Source organism: Vibrio sinensis, assembly GCF_003605645.1.
GTDB classification, from domain to species: domain Bacteria; phylum Pseudomonadota; class Gammaproteobacteria; order Enterobacterales; family Vibrionaceae; genus Vibrio; species Vibrio sinensis.
Genome location: NZ_QVMU01000006.1, coordinates 134,301 through 152,654, shown reverse-complemented (window position 1 = coordinate 152,654; position 18,354 = coordinate 134,301). Strand labels below are relative to the sequence as shown.

The 18,354-nt window shown below is 41.9% G+C and carries 19 protein-coding genes and 1 other RNA gene; 11 read left to right on the top strand and 9 right to left on the bottom strand.

What is annotated here, in order from left to right; all coding sequences use genetic code 11:
- Positions 1-156 (top strand): hypothetical protein, encoded by a 156-nt coding sequence (locus DZ860_RS24405; protein WP_165862878.1) that lies wholly within the window; start codon positions 1-3, stop codon positions 154-156.
- 124 nt (positions 157-280) lie between these two features.
- Here DZ860_RS24405 and DZ860_RS09230 read toward each other — a convergent pair whose 3' ends face one another.
- The 3 genes from DZ860_RS09230 to DZ860_RS09220 all read right to left on the bottom strand — a co-directional run bounded on the left by DZ860_RS09230 (position 281) and on the right by DZ860_RS09220 (position 3,799).
- Positions 281-1,204: a YeiH family protein gene (locus DZ860_RS09230; protein WP_120030642.1), complete on the bottom strand. Its 924-nt coding sequence runs from the start codon at positions 1,202-1,204 to the stop codon at positions 281-283.
- A 112-nt stretch (positions 1,205-1,316) separates the two neighbouring features.
- Entirely contained in the window at positions 1,317-3,191 is a 1,875-nt protein-coding gene (locus DZ860_RS09225) for an MFS transporter (RefSeq protein WP_120030641.1), read from the bottom strand.
- A gap of 17 nt (positions 3,192-3,208) precedes the next feature.
- A complete protein-coding gene (locus DZ860_RS09220) occupies positions 3,209-3,799 on the bottom strand; it encodes a TetR/AcrR family transcriptional regulator (protein ID WP_120030640.1) in 591 nt (196 codons plus the stop codon).
- 203 nt (positions 3,800-4,002) lie between these two features.
- On the opposite strand from DZ860_RS09220, the gene DZ860_RS09215 reads away from it, so the two are divergent.
- Both DZ860_RS09215 and DZ860_RS09210 read left to right on the top strand, forming a co-directional pair.
- Positions 4,003-4,884, top strand: coding sequence for a Tim44 domain-containing protein (locus DZ860_RS09215; RefSeq protein ID WP_120030639.1), 882 nt, complete (start codon positions 4,003-4,005; stop codon positions 4,882-4,884).
- A gap of 149 nt (positions 4,885-5,033) precedes the next feature.
- Positions 5,034-5,354 (top strand): DUF1244 domain-containing protein, encoded by a 321-nt coding sequence (locus DZ860_RS09210; protein ID WP_120030638.1) that lies wholly within the window; start codon positions 5,034-5,036, stop codon positions 5,352-5,354.
- 103 nt (positions 5,355-5,457) lie between these two features.
- Here DZ860_RS09210 and DZ860_RS09205 read toward each other — a convergent pair whose 3' ends face one another.
- Positions 5,458-6,537 carry a PLP-dependent cysteine synthase family protein gene (locus tag DZ860_RS09205; protein WP_120030637.1) on the bottom strand — a complete coding sequence of 360 codons (1,080 nt, stop codon included), beginning with the start codon at positions 6,535-6,537 and terminating at the stop codon, positions 5,458-5,460.
- Positions 6,538-6,898: 361 nt separating this feature from the next.
- The gene (tesB, locus tag DZ860_RS09200) at positions 6,899-7,759 is read right to left on the bottom strand and encodes an acyl-CoA thioesterase II (RefSeq protein WP_120030636.1); all 861 of its coding nucleotides are present in this window, start codon (positions 7,757-7,759) and stop codon (positions 6,899-6,901) included.
- 192 nt (positions 7,760-7,951) lie between these two features.
- Between tesB and DZ860_RS09195 the strand changes: the two genes are divergently transcribed.
- Positions 7,952-8,383, top strand: coding sequence for a YbaY family lipoprotein (locus DZ860_RS09195; RefSeq protein ID WP_120030635.1), 432 nt, complete (start codon positions 7,952-7,954; stop codon positions 8,381-8,383).
- A 21-nt stretch (positions 8,384-8,404) separates the two neighbouring features.
- Here DZ860_RS09195 and DZ860_RS09190 read toward each other — a convergent pair whose 3' ends face one another.
- Positions 8,405-8,707, bottom strand: coding sequence for a DNA base-flipping protein (locus DZ860_RS09190; RefSeq protein ID WP_120030634.1), 303 nt, complete (start codon positions 8,705-8,707; stop codon positions 8,405-8,407).
- 46 nt (positions 8,708-8,753) lie between these two features.
- Between DZ860_RS09190 and DZ860_RS09185 the strand changes: the two genes are divergently transcribed.
- The 4 genes from DZ860_RS09185 (at position 8,754) to DZ860_RS09170 (ending at position 13,060) form a co-directional block, all read left to right on the top strand.
- Positions 8,754-9,494: a VP0952 family biofilm-associated protein gene (locus tag DZ860_RS09185; RefSeq protein WP_120030633.1), complete on the top strand. Its 741-nt coding sequence runs from the start codon at positions 8,754-8,756 to the stop codon at positions 9,492-9,494.
- A gap of 234 nt (positions 9,495-9,728) precedes the next feature.
- A complete protein-coding gene (locus DZ860_RS09180) occupies positions 9,729-11,756 on the top strand; it encodes a GGDEF domain-containing protein (protein WP_439333117.1) in 2,028 nt (675 codons plus the stop codon).
- Between the two features lie 123 nt (positions 11,757-11,879).
- Positions 11,880-11,976: signal recognition particle sRNA small type (ffs, locus tag DZ860_RS09175), an RNA gene on the top strand.
- Positions 11,977-12,847: 871 nt separating this feature from the next.
- Complete coding sequence (locus tag DZ860_RS09170; RefSeq protein WP_120030632.1) at positions 12,848-13,060, top strand: hypothetical protein; 213 nt, start codon at positions 12,848-12,850, stop codon at positions 13,058-13,060.
- A gap of 460 nt (positions 13,061-13,520) precedes the next feature.
- Here DZ860_RS09170 and DZ860_RS09165 read toward each other — a convergent pair whose 3' ends face one another.
- Positions 13,521-14,483 (bottom strand): transposase, encoded by a 963-nt coding sequence (locus DZ860_RS09165; protein WP_207890613.1) that lies wholly within the window; start codon positions 14,481-14,483, stop codon positions 13,521-13,523.
- A gap of 121 nt (positions 14,484-14,604) precedes the next feature.
- On the opposite strand from DZ860_RS09165, the gene DZ860_RS09160 reads away from it, so the two are divergent.
- Together DZ860_RS09160 and DZ860_RS09155 are read left to right on the top strand one after the other, a co-directional pair.
- Positions 14,605-14,745 (top strand): N-acetyltransferase, encoded by a 141-nt coding sequence (locus tag DZ860_RS09160; protein WP_243641836.1) that lies wholly within the window; start codon positions 14,605-14,607, stop codon positions 14,743-14,745.
- A gap of 69 nt (positions 14,746-14,814) precedes the next feature.
- On the top strand, positions 14,815-15,075 hold the full coding sequence (locus tag DZ860_RS09155; RefSeq protein WP_120030631.1) for a DUF5062 family protein: 261 nt from the start codon (positions 14,815-14,817) through the stop codon (positions 15,073-15,075).
- A gap of 170 nt (positions 15,076-15,245) precedes the next feature.
- Here the strand turns inward: DZ860_RS09155 and DZ860_RS09150 are convergent, their stop codons facing one another.
- Positions 15,246-15,584 (bottom strand): cytosolic protein, encoded by a 339-nt coding sequence (locus DZ860_RS09150; protein ID WP_120030630.1) that lies wholly within the window; start codon positions 15,582-15,584, stop codon positions 15,246-15,248.
- A gap of 336 nt (positions 15,585-15,920) precedes the next feature.
- Complete coding sequence (locus DZ860_RS09145) at positions 15,921-17,732, bottom strand: trans-sulfuration enzyme family protein (RefSeq protein WP_120030629.1); 1,812 nt, start codon at positions 17,730-17,732, stop codon at positions 15,921-15,923.
- A gap of 144 nt (positions 17,733-17,876) precedes the next feature.
- Between DZ860_RS09145 and DZ860_RS09140 the strand changes: the two genes are divergently transcribed.
- The gene (locus DZ860_RS09140) at positions 17,877-18,332 is read left to right on the top strand and encodes an Lrp/AsnC family transcriptional regulator (protein WP_120030628.1); all 456 of its coding nucleotides are present in this window, start codon (positions 17,877-17,879) and stop codon (positions 18,330-18,332) included.
- Positions 18,333-18,354 lie beyond the last annotated feature (22 nt).

The following is an 18,354-nucleotide window of genomic DNA, read 5'->3' as shown; positions in this document are numbered from 1 at the left end:
ATGAAAATAGCACTGATTGCTGCGATAGTCGTCCAAATCATTATCGCAATTCTCAATGATGGGCTTTGGCGCTCTGTCGCTGAGTTTACCGCCTTTGTTTTGTTGATCGTGTTGGTTTTACTCTATCGACAAGAGCGCGGTCTTCAAAAAACGTAAACCGCAAAAATCGGAACGCTAAAAAACCACTTTCAAGAGCTAAGTCTTAGCGATAGATATCATCACTTTTCCGACTTTCTACGTAATACGCAATATTAGCTACGCAATCTAACGCAATTCATAATTAACTGAGTAGTAACCACGCAAGTGATGTGGTTGAAATCAATACCCACAAAGTCACGCCAAAGAGTAACGGCTTTGCTCCTGCTGCCTTGAGTTTTTCCACTGAAATAGCACAGCCGATCAAGAAAAGACAAATCACCAATGCGCGTTTTGAAGCCGCAAAAATCATCTGATATATGTCATCAAATTGTGGCAACCAGTCACTCACCAAAATTGCTGCGCAGTAGAAGAAAATAAAATATGGAATGGTAATTTTCTTTGAATCATTACGGAAAATAAATGCGCTGATTAACGCGACGGGAATGATCCACAATGCGCGAGCTAATTTGAGTGTGGTTGCAGTCGTTAATGCTTCTTCACCATAAGCAGACGCAGCGCCAACAACCGATGAGGTGTCATGAATTGCAATCGCAGCCCAAGTACCAAACGTGTGTTGATCAAGGTTTAATGCATGACCAATAACAGGAAAGATAAATAGAGCAATTGAATTAAGCACAAATACCGTGGCTAAAGATAATGCAATTTGCTCATCATCTGCTTTGATTGCTGGCGCCACAGCAGCGATCGCACTTCCGCCGCAGATGGCGGTACCTGAGGCAATTAAATACCCCGTTTGTTGATTCAGGCCAATTGCTCGCGCAAAGAACCAGCCAATAACGAGTGTGCCCACAATAGTCGCAATAATTAAATCAATACCACTGCCAGTAACGGCGAGAGCTTGCTCAAAGTGGATACCAAAGCCAAGGCCAACAATGGAATAGGCGAGCAGTTTTTTTGTGATTTTTGCTAAATTGTAATTGCTAGGAATTAGCCCAAATGAAGCGAGAAAAAAACCAATGATGAGAGCAGTTGGTGACGTTATAAATGGGAACAAACAAATGAAAAGCGCCAACCAAAACGGTAAATATTTTTTAGCAATGTTCATGCGAGAACTTTCAAAATTTAAAAGAGGGCCATTTTATACTAGCAACCTTGAGTATGCAGTCAGATTGTGTTGAACAGCTGTTCAGAAAATCTGAACAGCTTTAGCAAAAGGTTTACTTCCAGTTGCCTCTGAGTTCAGTTACTTTCTCTTGCATGATCAACGTTGTAGCCTGTTTGGAGTCGACTGGATCACCAGCTTCAATTTCGATTTTTGACCAATATCGGCTTGGTAGGCCTTTACAGGCTTGCCCCTTATAGCGGCTAAAGTAGCTGCCCCACAATCCTTTCAATGCCATTGGAATCACAGGAACAGGGCTACGGCGTAAAATAATATCCATGCCGCGCATAAACTCACTTATCTCGCCGTCAGGAGTTAATGTCCCCTCTGGAAAGATACACACGATATGCCCCTCGTTGAGCGCCTTTTCTACATCGTTAAAGGCTTGTCTAATAGAACCTCGACGGGTTGCAGAAATAGGAATCACGCCAGCTCGTCGAAGAAAACGCCTTAAAATTGGAATGTTGGCGTACTCTTCGTGCATAACAAAACGAATTAAACGTGGGCAAACGGCACTCAGCAAAAGCGCATCCATATAGCTGACATGGTTGCAAACAATCAGTGCGCCGCCTCGTTCTGGTAAATGATGCAGGTTTTTATGTTTTACGCGATACATGGTGTGAGTTAACACCCAAACAAGAAAGCGCACGACAAACACGGGAACTTGCATGAAAAGATAAGCGGTCACTAAGAAGTTGAGCAGAGCGAGCAACATAAAGAAGTGCGGAATGCTTAGTCCCAATAGCGATAAGCAGACAATACCAAGAACCGCACTTCCCACCATAAAAAGTGAATTGTAGATATTAAGAGCCGCGATAACTTGCGCACGCTCGTTGACTTTCGCACGTTGTTGCATTAGTGCGTAAAGCGGAACGATAAAAACGCCCCCAGAGGCTCCTAGCAGCAGCAAATAAACAAAGACAGGCCAAAGACTACGATCAGCAATAAACTCGCTAAAAGAAGCGAAAGCGGGCAGTGTATCTGGAACAGAGCTTGCCATTAAGCCACCAAAAACTGTGATGCCAAAACTGCCTAATGGAACGATCCCGATTTCAATTCGATGATTGGATAACTTGTCGCAAGTTAATGAGCCTATCGCGATACCCACAGAGAACAAAGCTAACAAAAATGAAACGGCACTTTCATTACCGTTGAGATAGATTTTCGTGAAGTTTGGGAATTGCGTTAAGTAGGCGGCACCAAGAAACCAAAACCAGCTTATTGCCATAATAGATTGGAAAATAACGCGGTCCGATTTGGCGATAGCGATGGTTTTTCGGGTATGCGTTATTGGCTGCCAGCGAAATTTGATATCACTAGCGTGGGCGGGCGCTTCAGGAATGTATCGGCTGGATAAATACCCAAGTACTGCAAACACGAGAACGCTAATCGCAGCAATGTATTTGGCATTTTCTGTCGATGCAATAAAACCAGCACCAATGGTACCAAGTAGAATCGCGAGAAATGTGCCCGTTTCCACTAATGCGTTGCCTGAAACTAACTCTTTAGTTTTGAGTTGTTGTGGGAGTAGGGCGTATTTAACTGGGCCGAAAAAAGCAGATTGCATTCCCATTAAAAACAATAAGAAGAGTAGGATTAAGTAACTTTCGGTGATGAAACCTATTGCACCCAGGAGCATGATGCCAATCTCGGCGAGCTTAACTTTGCGAATAAACCATGCTTTTTCATACTTATCGGCAAGAACGCCAGCAGATGCTGAGAAAAGGAAAAAAGGCAGAATGAATAAACCTGCTGCCAAATTGATGAACAGATTACTTGAAATCGGAAGCATGCCAACGCCGGCAAAAGCGACAAATAACAACAGCACATTTTTAAAAATGTTGTCATTAAAAGCCCCAAAAAACTGAGTAACAAAATAAGGTAAAAATCGGCGCTGCTTTAACAGCGACGACGTTTTGTTATTTGGCATTGCATGTCCTTTATGCGTTACCAATTAGTAAGATAATTGGTCAATAGATTTTCAATGAGTTCTTTACCATCGATCGGTTCATCAGTGAAGAATTTGTCATCGACGCTGAGTAGAGTAATACCGTGCACACCAGCCCATAATACGCGACTTGCTTTCAATACTTCAGCCTGAGAATGATGAGGGGCGAGTTGAATCAATAAGCTCTCTAACATTCCTGTCATGCCATCAATTCGAGCAGCTTGCCATTCAGGTAGCGTTTCACCATTCATGTTGTGAGCAAAAATAAGTTGCCAACGATGGGGGTAACGTTTTGCAAAATCATGATAGCAATAGGCGAGTTCATATAACGCGGTTTTTGGATCTTGGCTATCGTTGACGACTGCTTTGGCATCGTGGGCAAGTTCATCAAGAGTTTGGGCAACGGTATGAAGTAGCAGTAGATTATAGTTGCCAAAAACATTAACCAGAGTGCTCGGTACATAACCGATCATGTTAGCGACCTTGCGTAAACTCAGTTCGTGATGAGAATTTTTACTCAGGAACTCTTTTACCGTGTTAAGGGTAAGTGCCACCAATTCTTCCCGTGTGTGATCGTTTCTACGTGCCATGAGGGTAAATTATAAAAGCCATGAATGGATTAAAATGAACAATGTTCAATATATTAATGAGGCTGCCATATCAACGTCAACTAACTTGAATGTTAATTTGCAATATTCTGATACATGTATTCCGTTGTAGAAGGTTTCATTCTATAGTTGCTACCGCTAATATGTCAGTAATAACTCTATAAGAATGAATTCTAAGGAACAATATGAAACGACTGTTTTCCCTTGTTGCCTTGTTGATGGTATCGGTAGCGATCACTCCGATAGCTGAAGCAAAGAAATTTGGTGGCGGTAAATCTTTTGGCAAGAGCTTTAAGACTGCACCTGCACCGAAACAGCAACAACAGAACACCAATACGATTGGTAAAGATCAAGCAACGAATAAAGCAAGTAGCTCTAAAAAAGGCCTAATGGGCGGTATTTTAGGTGGCTTGCTAGCAGGTGGTTTACTTGCTGCATTCTTCGGTGGTGCATTTGATGGTATCCAGTTTATGGATATCCTAATCATCGGCCTAGTGGCGTTTGTACTCTTTAAATTAATCAGAGGGGTGCTCGCGTCGAAGCAAAGCAGTATGAATCAGAATCGCCAGCAGCCGGCTTTTGGTGGTTCTGCGCCTAAGTTTGAAAAACCAAATGTTCAAAACTTTGAAACGCAAGCATCAAGTGGTTCAAATAACATGCAGGGTGGCTTTGGTGCCCAAACGGATATTCCACACAATTATCCACCGGGCTTTGACCAAGCGGCATTCTTGAACGGTTCACGTGAACACTACCGTGTACTACAAGGAGCTTGGAACCACAACCAGCTAGAAACGATTGAAGAATACGTTTCACCAAGCTTGTTTGAAGACTTGAAAGCTGAACGTGCGAAGCTAGATGGCGATCAACATACAGACGTAATGTACGTTGATGCTGAGATTGTTCGTGCTGATCACGATGCAAGCAAAGCACAATTGAGCCTACAATTTAGTGGCCGTTACCGTGATTCTGCGGAAGGTGTTGAAGAAAACATTGAAGATATTTGGCACCTAGAGCGTGACCTCACAGTACCAAATGCACCTTGGCTAATCGTTGGTATCCAAGGTTAAACCAACACGGTTTGCATAATTAAATAAAAAACGCCTAAGCGAAAGCTTGGGCGTTTTTGTATTGAGATTTCATGATGTTGGTGCATACTGAATTTGTCTTTCTTCGCTCTCAGTGATTTTGGAAAACGAAATAATAAAAGGAAAGTAAAGTGGCTGAATTTAAATATAAGAACCTACCTCAAGAACAACAAGACAAACTTGATGCGGCGGTATTTCGTCGTTTATTGGCTCATCTTGATGAAAACAAAGATGTTCAAAACATTGATTTAATGATTCAAGCAGGCTTTTGCCGCAACTGTTTTAGCAAATGGTATAAAGCAGAGGCAGAAAACCAAGGCCTAGCATTGGAAATTGATGATGCACGTGAACGTGTTTATGGTATGACTTATGATGAGTGGAAGCAAAACCATCAGCCTGAAGCAACACCTGAGCAATTGGCTGCGTTTGAAGCTCGTAAAAATAGCAAATAACTATCTCCGTAATTAATTAGCTTGTTGTTAATTACGAATACATAAGAAGCCACATCCGTGGCTTCTTTTTGTTGTTTCGATTAGATTCAGAGATAGATGGGCACTAGCTCAGATTTGTGGTCAGAACACCCGTGGTATGAAAGGTTTCTAACTGGCTTAAAAATGGTTGTAAATCGCCAATATTCGTATTCACCCACTCTGGGTTGTAGTAAGTGTCTAGGTAGCGATCGCCATTGTCACACAGTAATGTCACAATCGAGCCAACTTCACCACGTTGTTTCATTTCACTTGCTAATTGCAATGCACCAAATAGGTTTGTACCAGTAGACGCTCCCACTTTACGACCAAGAATACTTTCTAGCCAATGGGCCGTTGCGACTGAAGCCGCATCATCAATGGTACGCATTTCATCAATCACCCCGGGAATGAAACTTGGCTCAACGCGAGGTCGACCAATCCCTTCTATTCGGCTACCTGCATCACGAGTTAACTGGGTATTGCCACTTTTGAAATAATCATGGAATACCGAGCATTCTGGATCCACGACGCACAGTTTTGTTGAGTGCTTTTGATAGCGAATAAAACGACCAATGGTTGCAGAGGTTCCGCCAGTACCAGCACTCATCACCACCCAAGTTGGAATCGGATGATTTTCATGGGTCATTTGGCTAAAAATAGAGTTGGCGATATTGTTATTGCCGCGCCAGTCTGTTGCACGTTCAGCGTAAGTAAACTGATCCATATAGTGGCCGTTGAGTTCAGTCGCTAAGCGGCGAGATTCAGCATAAATTTGGTCAGTACGCTCAACAAGGTGTGGTTTGCCACCATAGAATTCAATCATCTTTATTTTTTTCTGCGCTGTAGATTTTGGCATAACGGCGATAAACGGTAAGCCAAGTAAGCGAGCGAAATAAGCTTCCGATACTGCGGTGCTGCCGGAGGAAGATTCAATGATAGTCGTTTCAGGTCCAACCCAACCATTACAGATGGCGTATAAGAAAAGGGAGCGAGCAAGGCGATGCTTTAATGATCCGGTTGGATGGGTGCTTTCATCTTTTAAGTAGATATCAATCCCATCAATACAAAGAAGATCTAACTTGATCAAGTGGGTATCGGCAGATCGTTGATAATCGGCTTCAATTTTTCGAATTGCGTTATTAATCCAATCGTGGTCAGTACTCATAGCGCCTCTCCATCATTAGTTTTTGAGCTTCGTGTTTAACTAATAATTTACCGATAAATAGGGAGAAATCCTTTGCTAAATTATCTCTAAATTGCCATTAAAGGAGAAAAGTTTTCCATGTGAAGTTGAATTTGTAGAATTAATTTAGATTAATCGACAGGTGGAGATGGTTTTTGTATTAGATAAGTCTGTGTGATTTCTTTTAGAATAAGTAGAGGTTGCCATCATGCAACCTCTATGGATTATTGGCGATATAACTCCCTAACTGTACTGATAGGCAGTCAGTCGGTTAGATAGATGCGCGGTTATATCGCGACTCAAGTTAGCTTTAGCATTTCTTATTGGTAATGTCTCAGTTAACTTACTGAGTAAAACGCATTACCCCTTCTTGTACTGCCGTTGCGACCAAATCACCTTGGCGGTTATAGATTTGCCCACGGACTAAACCGCGAGTGTTACTTGCCGTTGGGCTTTCAATCACATACAGCAGCCATTCATCCATTTTAAATGGGCGGTGGAACCAAATCGAATGGTCAATCGTGGCGACTTGAAGTTTCGGTGTCATTAAAGAAATACCATGCGGATGTAATGCAGTGACTAAAAAGCCCCAATCAGACGCATAAGCAAGTAGGTATTGATGAATGAGTTGATCGTCAGGCACATCGCCATTCGCTTTCATCCATAAATATTGCTTTGGTTCAACTTTACTCGGTTTGAGAGGATTAACCACGGTCACTGGTCGCATTTCAATCGGTTTTTCACCGCAGAAGATACGTTTTAATTTTTCTGGTAAATGATCAGCAATACTGGCTGCTAGCTCTGACTCCGATGCGAAGTTTTCAGGGCCAGGAATATCGGGCATAGTATTTTGATGTTCAAAACCTGGCTCATCACCATGATAGGAAGCCGTCAGGTAGAAAATAGGGCGACCATTTTGAATTGCTTTTACGCGACGAGTACTAAAACTTCGACCATCACGTAGATTCTCTACATCGTAAATGATCGGTTTTTCAGGATCGCCAGGGTAAAGAAAGTAGCTATGGAATGAATGTACCGTTCTATCGGGTTCTACCGTATAACGGGCTGCAGAAAGGGCTTGGCCAATGACTTGTCCACCATACACTTGTGGTAGACCGAGGTTTTCACTTTGGCCGCGAAATAATCCCTGTTCGAGTTTTTCTAGTTTCAGCAGGCTTAATAGTTCGTCTAACGGTTTACTCATCGTGGATTCCATTGTTCTTGTATTATTTTATTTTACGCTGTTCCTCAAGAAACTCGAGGTCACTTAGGTATATCATTTAATAGTATACCTTGAATTGACACAGTTAAATCTTTGTCAACACAATCGTTTTGTTGTGACAACATGCAATTCGGTTACTATAATCAGCGATAACTTTTATCAGTGAGAGACTTTATGAAACGTGCACTAATGCTAGCAGCGTCTATGCTGTTTGGAATGACATTAATGGGCTGCCAATCAACAGTGAGTGATATGCAAACAACCGCACCGACAATGAAAACTATTGAGGGTACGTTAGCGTATCGTGAGCGTATTGCTCTTCCATCAAACGCCGTTATTACAGTGACACTACAGGATGTATCACTCGCTGATGCACCAGCTAAAGTGCTTGCTAAGCAACAGTTTGAAAGCGATGGCGCTCAGGTTCCATTTGATTTCTCACTTTCTTACAATAGCGCAGAAATTCAAGCAAACCACAGATATAGCGTAAGTGCTCGTATCGAAGTTGACGGTAAATTACGTTTTGTGACAGACACAATGAACGCAGTAATTACTGACCCAATGCAAACGAGTTCATTGAACTTGATGATGGTGGGTGTACGTTAAGTCGTACTCAGTGTGGCAACCTTATGGTTGCCACAAATAAAGCTTTAAACGAACTTTCCCTATCTCAGACACTTCCACTCCCTCATTAAGTAAATGCTGACGCTGCCTTTCTAAATTACGCCCTTTGAGCGATATTTTTCCTTGGCTATTAATGACGCGAAACCATGGTAATTTACTACCCTCCGGTAAGTTTCCTAATGCTTTCCCCACATGACGTGCATACCCTGGAAAACCTGCAAGTTGAGCTATTTGTCCATAAGTTGCGACTTTCCCAACTGGAATTTGGTGAATTACCGCAAAGATTTGCATTAAAAACTGGTCCATAATAAAGCTGTCTCGATTTTTTCCACGGAAGGGATAAGGAGAGGTTATGCTATTTTCAACTTTTCAGTTCTTTGTGACAACACTATTAGCGGCAGTTTGTGCTCGCGTCATCAGTGTCAGTGAGGGAGATCTCCCTATACTGGCTTTAATTATTCCTGTTTTGTGGCTTATTCCTAACTGGGGCGTATCAGCATTAATGCTGCTGGGTTCAGTGACGGTTTACGGCTTAACCTTACCTCATCAACCCATATCACTATCCGTCGGATTGTGGATTCTATTCCCATTGTTAATGGTGGTATTTTCTCGTCGCAGTAGTATCGGGGTAATAGCAACCACCACACTTATTGTGATCACTTTGCTGGTGGGAATCATGGTGACCCAATCGGGAGAGAAACTTGGTGGAACCGGATTTACAACATTGATTCAGGCACTATCGATCATTATGGGGTGGTGGGCACTAAGGCAATGGAAGCCTACAAAGAAACATGGTTGGTGGGCGTTAGTATTGCTATTACCATTTTGGATTGCTGGTTTGATTCATGCAGCACTGTTTTCCTTGTGCGTTATCGGTATCATGGCGACGATGGAAAATCTCGTAAAATTGAAAACGTTCCGCTGGGGGAAACTCTTATGCTGGACAATACCAACAGTCGGATTTACGGCTTTGGTATTAGCCCCAAACGCTGAATTGCCTAAGCCGGTTTTTGTCGTCTGGTTGTGTTTACTTGGAACCGCGTGGATGACTGATTACATTTTGAGAAGTGTAGAAAATAATGAAGAAATTTAGCTAATTTGTTGCTTAAGATGAATTCGTATCATTGGATTCATTGTTTAGCTATGTCAAAATCGCACAATGCTTGTACAACATAACGCATATACACTGTCAATGTTGTAAGCGCTGATACATTTAATCAGAGATATATTAATAAATAATATTGATTAAAAAGAGATAGTTCGAGTTACATTCATTTTTTAGAGGAGTCTTGTTCGTTCATATGTATGGAAACACATTAAAGTAGTTATGGATAAGTTGAGTTTTATTCGGTTCTTTTGGGGCTGTCTATTTTCAGTGCTATTGGTTCCATCGGCATTTTCAAGTATGACTTTCAGGGTTGCTATGGAAGCGGATGACGTTGTCACGCGCGTTTTATTTGACGCAGCGGCAGAGCATCTGCAATTTAACGTTGATTATGTTTATCATCCAAGTTTTGATTCGATTCTCACCTCAGTGAAAAACATGGAAAGTGACTTTGCCGCTAATGTCACTTATACCGATGAGCGAGCAGCGTATTTCGATTTTTCTAGCCCAACCAATATTGAATACACCTACCTTTATAGCCGAACCAATGCGACCCTTGAGTCAATTTCACGTGTAGGTATCCCAAAAGGCACGATATATGGTGAATTGATTCGGGTGAATTACCCAGAGATAGTTCAAGTTGAATACCTCGGGCATGAACATGCCAAATCGCTACTAGAAAATGGGGAAGTGGATGGTGTGGTTGATGCTATAAATCAACTAAAGCCAATGCTATTAGCTGGATTCGATGCTCAACTACTTAACCACCAGGTTTCTATTAAACCCGTTTCTATTGTGGCACCTAAAGGAAAGCATCGGCTGATATTAAAACAGATAGAAAAGTACGTACATTCAGCCGAAGTACAGAAGTTACTGCGTGAATCAATTAATCAGTATCAATTTGATATTCGCCAGCAAGCACTTCGCCAGCAATCTATGCAGATCGGTGCCAACCTTTATGCTCCCTTACGAGTTAAAATAGAGAACGTAAGCCAATATGCTATGTATAACGCAGATGGAACCGTTGCTGGTATCGCTGCCGATGTTCTCTTTCAAGCTTGCGATATTTTACTGCTCAAATGTGTTCTAGTCAGTGACGCCGATGAGACATGGGAGCACATGTATTCCTCTTTCTTCAAAGGCGAAATTGATATTATTGCGCCCCTTACGATTTCTGAACATCGAAAAGCCATCGCTTACTTTAGTGATCCGTATTATTTTCCTGCTGGCATTATGGTTAAACGCGAGGGGTACAAAAATAATGTTTACAGCAATGTATCTGAATTGATTGTCGAACGTATTGGCGTGGTGGAAGATGACTTTTATGAAGAGCTTTTAGGAAGCTTACTTCCGCAAAAAACCTTACATTCCTACGATAATATACAGCAACAAATCGATGCATTATTAAATAATGAAATTGACTATGTAGCTATCAACCGTCCTAGTTACAACAAGCTACTTAGAGATGCAAATCAGTTGTTACCGTTAGAGCAAGATACGCTTATCGGCACCTTTTATACCTCTGAAATTGCGATTGGTTTTACTAAAAATGAGTTAGGTAAACAACTTGCCCCTCTATTTAGTCGCGCACTGAAAATGTTAGATACAGAGAAAATCATTAATACCTATGATTTTCAACCGAATTGGAAAGCGACGTTGCAAACAGAGCAACGATCAGCCAAGTTGATCCAGGGTGCTTTTGCTTTTGTATTGTTGTTTTTAATCGTTATCAGCCTTTATTTGAATAAGCAATCAAACACCGACAATCTTACTAAGTTGAGTAACCGACGAGCATTGCATCGTCGTTTCCGTTCAGGTGTGAGCCCAAACCTGACTTTTGTGTATTTAGATGTGAATGATTTTAAACCGATCAATGATACCTATGGCCATGATGTGGGGGATCAGGTTCTGAAAAAAATCGCTAAGCAGAGTGCACGTTACTGGAAAGGGCAGACGTATCGCATCGGTGGGGATGAATTTATTCTTGTTGGTCAAGTCGACAATGTGGATTTGAGTTATACCCTGTTGAATTTGAATAAGTTCGAATACGTTTCAGAAGAACGTGATGTGCGACTTGGAGTATCACTGGCGATAGGTGTCTCTAGGCCACGAGATTCAATCATGACGCTTGAAGAAGTTTTACATGAAGCGGACCAGTCGATGTATAGCAATAAACGCAGCCGAGACAAAAGTTATGGCGAAGAGCGCCATGAAGCGCTTCAAAATGTTGTTCCGATTTCCCGAATTTGATTAATTGATAAACACTTAGAACGTTTTTATGGTTTTTATTGAGTTATGGTCTTGCATTGCTCATTGGGATGGCTGATAATCGCCTCACTCTCTGGGAACAACAACAGAGATGCTCTATGGAGGCCCTGGTCCTCCCGCAACAATAACTCGTGAACTCGGTCAGGTCCGGAAGGAAGCAGCCGCAGCGAGTGACTTGTGTGCCGGGATGTGGCTGGGGTCTCCACCCTTCTAGCGTTAGAAAATTATCTAGCTTCATTGTTCCAAAAAAATTCTAATTTATCCACTTATAGAACATTCGGCATAGGTTGTTTTTGTTACTTTGTTTTAGCAACAAGATATGACAGTTCACTATTAATGGAATGAATAAGAGAGGAACAAACGTTATAGCAAATTCCGGGACGAAAGCTATCAAATTGCCCAGTGAACAATGACAGCAGTTCTAAAATTAGTTTATAAGATTGAATGGAAAAAAATAGCAAAGTTAAGAATTAATATTTTATTTTCTTTACAAAACATAAATAGTAGGTATTATAGGTCTTGCTCTGTAAGTCAGAGTTATTAATGAACATCTAGTAAAGTCAAACCTCAGAATCTCTTCGTTATTGTCGTTATCCTCAGTTTTTCCTTAGCTTCATCGTCACATTGAATAATTCAAGATCCAAGCACATTGTACGCTAGCGACAAAATAAAAAATCGTGGCGTTAATATATTCATACACTTTCGCGCTATTACTTCTGATGAATTTAAGACGCGACAGTACTATAGTTCTAAGACCTTTCGAAAATGGTGGATTTTTCGACTTGTTTTAAAATAAGACTATCTCTAGTCTAAGTACCACTACAACCAACACCATTACTGCGATTAACAACCGCATTGTATTTGAATGATGTAAGTCATTTGAACGAATAAATGAATCGAAATATAAAAATCAAAGCCTATTAATGTACTCTTCGCTGGCTATGATTTTAGTTCTTTCATTAAATAATCATAAATAATGGCACAAATAAAATATTACAGTAAGTATCTTTAGCTTTCAGCTAACGTTTTATTGTCTTTCGTTGTGCTTATTACCCAGAATAAAAGAGAAAAATATGTCAGCATTTAATATTAAATACATTAATGAATCAAATAAAACTATAAAGGCGGAAACCGTATTCATGAAAGGACTAAGAGGAGCAAAAATATCCTCGTCTTCTATTGCACCATCGTATACTCATAGAATTGAACTAAGAGATATTGTAGGTCGTCTATTAGCGTATAAAGAAAATAATCGTTGGATTAATAGTGTTGAAACATGGGCATAATAGTTAACATAAGTGATTTACTGAGGAATTTATTATTTCTATAATTAAAAATAAGAATAAAAAGATGTTACCACAGAAAGAAGATGTGGTTTTAGCTAACGCTAGAAGAAAGATTGAAGACATTCATGAAAAAATGGCCTGGGAAAAACTTTGGGGAGCGGGCGAAAAATTGTCATAAAAATACAATTTAATACTCATTTATAACAGCAAATTAGACGCATACAATTAGACGGACACACATTCTAATAGACAAATTAGACGAGATAAAAGCAAGGACACTCGTTGTAAGGAAACAACCATGGCGAGACTTCGAAAGCTTTCAGCGTTCTAGTCAATCTGGTGAAAAAGTACGATAACAGCTAAATGTTGTGAGGTTGGAGTGAGGTTTAAACGAGCGAAGCTAAACGAATATCATCATTCGCTGGGTTGGCAATTATACGAAAGAACAAACTGCCGCGAGTTAACCATCTAAACGAAATAAATGTATCCGTTTTTTGTTTAAGCTACGTCTGGCTCGCTCTATTGTGCCGATGCAACCTACCGCTGTGCTGCGTTTTCTTTCCAGTTCGGTACAGGCTTTGAGCCAATTGCGTTGGTTTAGGTTGAGCCGTTGCAGTATCGGCGGATTAGTAGAATTTAAAGATGCTTTGTTCTCTCGAAACTGGCGCGCAGTCCAGTCTACCAGTTCGATATAATCCATTAACCGAAATGGAATGCCGTCTAGTCTTTCGTTGGTTGGATTACCGATAAATGGGTGAAGGCAAGGAGCGGTTTCTTGCTGGTTGTTTAATGCCGCCAATCTGGCTTGAATTGAAGTATATTCTGCGGTTTCTGGGGTGCTGGCAATACCTGCTCTTAACGGGTTTAAATCGACATACGCCATGGCGGCGGCTAGTGCTTGCTCATCCAGTAAAGCTTGGCTTTTAAAGCGGCTTTCCCAAAAATGCCCTTTGCATTCGTCTTCTCTATTGGCTTGGCAAGCTATATCAAAATTGAGCTCTTTCATAAACCAACTGAGGTTCCATAAGCGAGAGCGCCACGAGTCTATGATTAACAGACAAGCTTCGATTTCGGCATCACTGGTTAATAGCCCTGATAACCAGCGCGAGACTAGGCTGGGGAGATTATGCTCTTGTTGCCAGCGTTCAACAACATCATGATTAGAAAGGGTTTGCGCTTTGTCTCGATTGATATGCACCACCAGATGGTAGTGGTTGCTCATAATCGCATAAGCACAAATGTCTATACAGTAGACTTGTGAGAGCGCATATAGCTTTTGCTTTATCCACTCGCGGCGATGCTCAAAACTTTGCTCTGTGTATGGGTCAATCCCACATAAGAAACAGCGCCTCACGCAGCGAGAAACACAGTGGTAATACGGCGTGGCATCCACAGATATCTGTTGTTTTCTGGCTGTAGTCATAGTCAATCCCAAGTGGTGTTTAACCTCCTCAGAATAAAAGACTAAATAACAACTGCAATACTAAACATCCCAACCGCCAACGAGGCTATCACCAAACCATACTTTGGTTACATTGGGATGTGTGTCCCTGCTAGTTCTTGACCCTGAAAATCCTGCGGCGCTGCGTCTATATCAATCACTTGGCTTTAGTAAAATTGCGGAAGAAGCAGATTACTTTGGACCTAACCAAACGCGCTGGGTGATGGAATATAGTCCAAACTGAGAGCTTACTAACACGCGGCTTGTGACAGTTAAGGTATTCTAAGTGCAAGTGAAGAAGAGGATTCTATTAATGTCAAAAAGCACCAAGCTTCATAACGAAGATAAACTGGTTAAAAAGGCACTTGAGATTGGCGGGAAGATGGCAAAAATGCAAGGTTTTGACCTTCCGCAATCACCACAACCGCTAAGAGTAAAAGCGATTTATCTATTTTTGGTTGATGCCAAACAGATCACGCCACTACCTGAAAGTAAGCTTGATGGCGCGAATATCAAGCACAGGCTAGCACTTTGGATTCATAGCGCGTTACCGGATAACGAGCCGTTGAAATAGAAATTTTGGTTAATTGACGCAAGGCGAATCGAATGGGTTCGCCTTTTTTGTTTTTGGTTGCAGCTAACTGAGTTGGTATATCCCGCTTATCACTCTGCTGATTTCTTCGCCCTTACTGTAAGCGGTCCTGCCACTCTTTGCCTTGCCAAAGAGTAACTACTGAATAATTTTTAGTCTATTCGGGTAATAAAGGTTTGATCGTCACCCACAAAAGCTACAAAGCCGCCGTGATAGATAAACACCCGGCCACGCCCTTCAACTAGGCAGGCAAGCTGTGGGTGAAAATCCTCTTCGTTATCTTTACTTTGAAAAGTGCCGGTATCGGTGATCACCCCGCTGAGTCTAGGCAAATATCCATATGTGCGCTTGGCTTGATCAATCAGGCTCAATTCGCTGGTGGCAGAGAAGCAACGGGGAATCGCACCGGCTTCTTCGATAAACATAGTTTTCAGTTCTTCAAAAGCTGTAATCACCAGCCAGTCGATGCCGTTCACATGATGGATAAACATTAATTATAAATACCTAGTTTCTCGGTAATTCTAGGGCGGGGATTTTATCACTATCAGGGAGCAACATAGTAGACATTTAGTTGCTAACGGCGCTAATTCTGTGCCATTTCCAGACATTTACTAGACCAACTTGAATGACGTTTTTGTTCAGAAACACCATCATTAACGCTTTTCTCAACCTGTGTGCTCTACGAAAAACGAAAAAAACGTCTGAAAAGAGAAGCATCCCATCGAATATTGAATCGGCGGGATGCCTTTTTTCTCACTAAGCCCAGTAGCTTAGTTAAGTAGCTTAGTTAAGTGGCTTAGTTCGGTGATTTTCCTTACTCAGTTCATTTACTGACTAAGCTGACTGAACTTCGGCAAACTTTTAACGAACCTCCCGTGTACATCCATATAAGTTTGCATATAGATTTCATCGATACTGTCATCACTAGGGAAGCTGGATGAGAAATCGACATGTTTACAGTCGATGGATAATTTGGCGGCCTCTACAATATGAGCAATGAACATGCGAGGATCTTCCAAGCCAATAGAGATACGCATAGTGGTCGGTTTGATACCGGCTTCATTTAGCGCGTCGTCGCTGAGTTCTGAGTGAGTTGTGAGTGCCGGACACAACGCAACTGTGTTGGTTTGCCCTAGACTCACTTGCATACCAATAGCAGGCTCAAGCATGTCAAAGAACTGTTTGAACCCATCACGATTGATTGGCGCACGATTGCCGTTGCCTTCCATATCTATGGTAAAAAGTGCCGCAGGTAACCCTAAATACATGTTGTTCTGGCAGTGTTCATAGTTATCACTGTCTGGCAGAGCAGGACACGATACATTGATATCAGGGTGAGCATCAAAGATCTTAGCGAGAGTCAGGGTGTTGATGGTTTTTTGCACCACACGCATCTCATAAGTTTTCATACCATTGAGCACCTCAAACGCTTTATCTGCGTCTAAGAATGCGCCTTTAATATAGTACACATTCCAAAATAGCGTTTCGTTCCATGGAATAGTGACCTCATTACCGTTGGGTTTAGTGAATGTGATCGTTTCTCCTTTTGGAATAAACATGGTCTCGTTGCGACCGATGACGACCCCGGCCGTTGTGGTGCCTGAACCCGCCAGCTCTTTAGTGTAGGAATGAATGACATAATCGGGTCTTTCCATCACATCATCGCGTTTTAGTACTGGATGCAGCAACGGGGTACCGACTGTCGAGTCAACAATCACGTCCCAGCCTCGATGGTGAGCAGCTTTACTGATGCTGGCAACATCTAAGACATAGCCATGCGGGTTACACGGGGACTCTAGGTAAACGTAGATTTTCTTACCGGCAGCGAGGCGATCAGCGTATTTCTCAGCAACCTCATCAAGGCGAGCCGCGAACTCATCACCAGAATAGCCATCGACCCATTCTACTGCGACATTCAGGTTAGAGGGCTTGCCAAACCAATCTTCCAACAGCTGGTAGGAACCGCCGTAAATGTTGCGTGAGGCTAAGACAATGTCTTCATGTCCAAGTAAATGGCTTAACAACCCATCGATAGCTGCCATACCGGAGTTAAAGTTCCATGCGAGGTACTCGTTGGCTCTAGAGCCAGCCTCAAGGTCAACCATATGGTTAGCCAGTGAAATCGATGTTGGGTTCAGAAGTCGAGAATAAATATCGTGCAATGGCTCTTTACCGTTGAACGCGTCTTCAATCCATTCTGTACATGCAAACAAATAGGTCGCGGTGCGTGTAATGACCGGGCTAGCTGAGAATATAGCTGCAACATTATCGAAAATAGGATACGCACCTTTAGAGGCAAAATTGCCATTATTGGTGGCAATGGATTGGTAAGTAGCGCGCATCGGGTTTTGCAGGTTGTCGAGGATCTTAGCGATCTGGAATGACAAAAAACGCTTGGCGTTAAACCAGGCGATTCGATCGCTTTTATCGAGCTCAGAAAGTCCATCAACGGTTAAAGCCCAAAGGTCGTGTGTTTTAGTATTGGCTTTGTACAGTGTCGTCGCTAATTCAATCAGTGTGGTGCCGTAGTCGCTGTTTGGGTCGATACCAAAGTGTTTTGCCTGCTCGATGGCAAGGGCTTCTGCTTTTTCGTGTTTGGTCGTTTTACGCAGCGGGCTAAGTTGAGTTGAGGTATTCATAGTTCCATCCAAAGTTGCGTCCGTTATTGTACCTCCTTTAATTTTAGTGTTATAAAAACGTTAAAGATTGCGATTTGAGAAGTTAATTGTCTACTGTGAGCAATAATATTGCTCAGAATATTCTTATGTTGATGGAAAATGCTAATGGATGAGATCGACAAAAAAATACTAGCGGAGCTACAAAGCAACGCGCGGCTGACTAATCAAGAGTTAGCAGATCGAGTGGCGTTGTCGCCATCGCCATGTTTACGCCGAGTTCGGTCATTAGAGAAACAAGGGGTGATTCGTGGCTATCATGCCAGTGTTGACCAAGAAGCGTGTGGACTGCCTATCAATGTTTTTGTGTTGGTGAAACTCGAAAAGCCGACAGAAGAAAATATGCGAGATTTTGAGCATCACATTGAAATGATTGATGAAGTATTGGAATGCTTTTTGATGACGGGCAATCATGACTACCTATTGCATGTGGTGAGTGAATCGCTCAAAAGCTACGAGCAGTTTATTCGTAAGCAATTAACTCGTCTGCCCAATATTGCTTCTATTGAATCAAGCTTCGCTTTCGGCCAGGTAAAAGCAAAGACGAAGTTGCCAGTGAGGTAAATGCTTACCACCTCACTGTTAA

What these genes read in the sequence shown, in the direction of transcription:
- DZ860_RS09190 (WP_120030634.1), bottom strand. Translation starts at nt 8,707, where the DNA reads ATGGACCAGTTTTTAATGCAAATCTTTGCGGTAATTCACCAAATTCCA.
- DZ860_RS09155 (WP_120030631.1), top strand. Translation starts at nt 14,815, where the DNA reads ATGTCAAAAAGCACCAAGCTTCATAACGAAGATAAACTGGTTAAAAAG.
- tesB (WP_120030636.1), bottom strand. Translation starts at nt 7,759, where the DNA reads ATGAGTAAACCGTTAGACGAACTATTAAGCCTGCTGAAACTAGAAAAA.
- DZ860_RS09205 (WP_120030637.1), bottom strand. Translation starts at nt 6,537, where the DNA reads ATGAGTACTGACCACGATTGGATTAATAACGCAATTCGAAAAATTGAA.
- DZ860_RS09180 (WP_439333117.1), top strand. Translation starts at nt 9,729, where the DNA reads ATGGATAAGTTGAGTTTTATTCGGTTCTTTTGGGGCTGTCTATTTTCA.
- DZ860_RS24405 (WP_165862878.1), top strand. Translation starts at nt 1, where the DNA reads ATGAAAATAGCACTGATTGCTGCGATAGTCGTCCAAATCATTATCGCA.
- DZ860_RS09195 (WP_120030635.1), top strand. Translation starts at nt 7,952, where the DNA reads ATGAAACGTGCACTAATGCTAGCAGCGTCTATGCTGTTTGGAATGACA.
- DZ860_RS09145 (WP_120030629.1), bottom strand. Translation starts at nt 17,732, where the DNA reads ATGAATACCTCAACTCAACTTAGCCCGCTGCGTAAAACGACCAAACAC.
- DZ860_RS09185 (WP_120030633.1), top strand. Translation starts at nt 8,754, where the DNA reads ATGCTATTTTCAACTTTTCAGTTCTTTGTGACAACACTATTAGCGGCA.
- DZ860_RS09170 (WP_120030632.1), top strand. Translation starts at nt 12,848, where the DNA reads ATGTCAGCATTTAATATTAAATACATTAATGAATCAAATAAAACTATA.
- DZ860_RS09140 (WP_120030628.1), top strand. Translation starts at nt 17,877, where the DNA reads ATGGATGAGATCGACAAAAAAATACTAGCGGAGCTACAAAGCAACGCG.
- DZ860_RS09230 (WP_120030642.1), bottom strand. Translation starts at nt 1,204, where the DNA reads ATGAACATTGCTAAAAAATATTTACCGTTTTGGTTGGCGCTTTTCATT.
- DZ860_RS09215 (WP_120030639.1), top strand. Translation starts at nt 4,003, where the DNA reads ATGAAACGACTGTTTTCCCTTGTTGCCTTGTTGATGGTATCGGTAGCG.
- DZ860_RS09225 (WP_120030641.1), bottom strand. Translation starts at nt 3,191, where the DNA reads ATGCCAAATAACAAAACGTCGTCGCTGTTAAAGCAGCGCCGATTTTTA.
- DZ860_RS09220 (WP_120030640.1), bottom strand. Translation starts at nt 3,799, where the DNA reads ATGGCACGTAGAAACGATCACACACGGGAAGAATTGGTGGCACTTACC.
- DZ860_RS09165 (WP_207890613.1), bottom strand. Translation starts at nt 14,483, where the DNA reads ATGACTACAGCCAGAAAACAACAGATATCTGTGGATGCCACGCCGTAT.
- DZ860_RS09150 (WP_120030630.1), bottom strand. Translation starts at nt 15,584, where the DNA reads ATGTTTATCCATCATGTGAACGGCATCGACTGGCTGGTGATTACAGCT.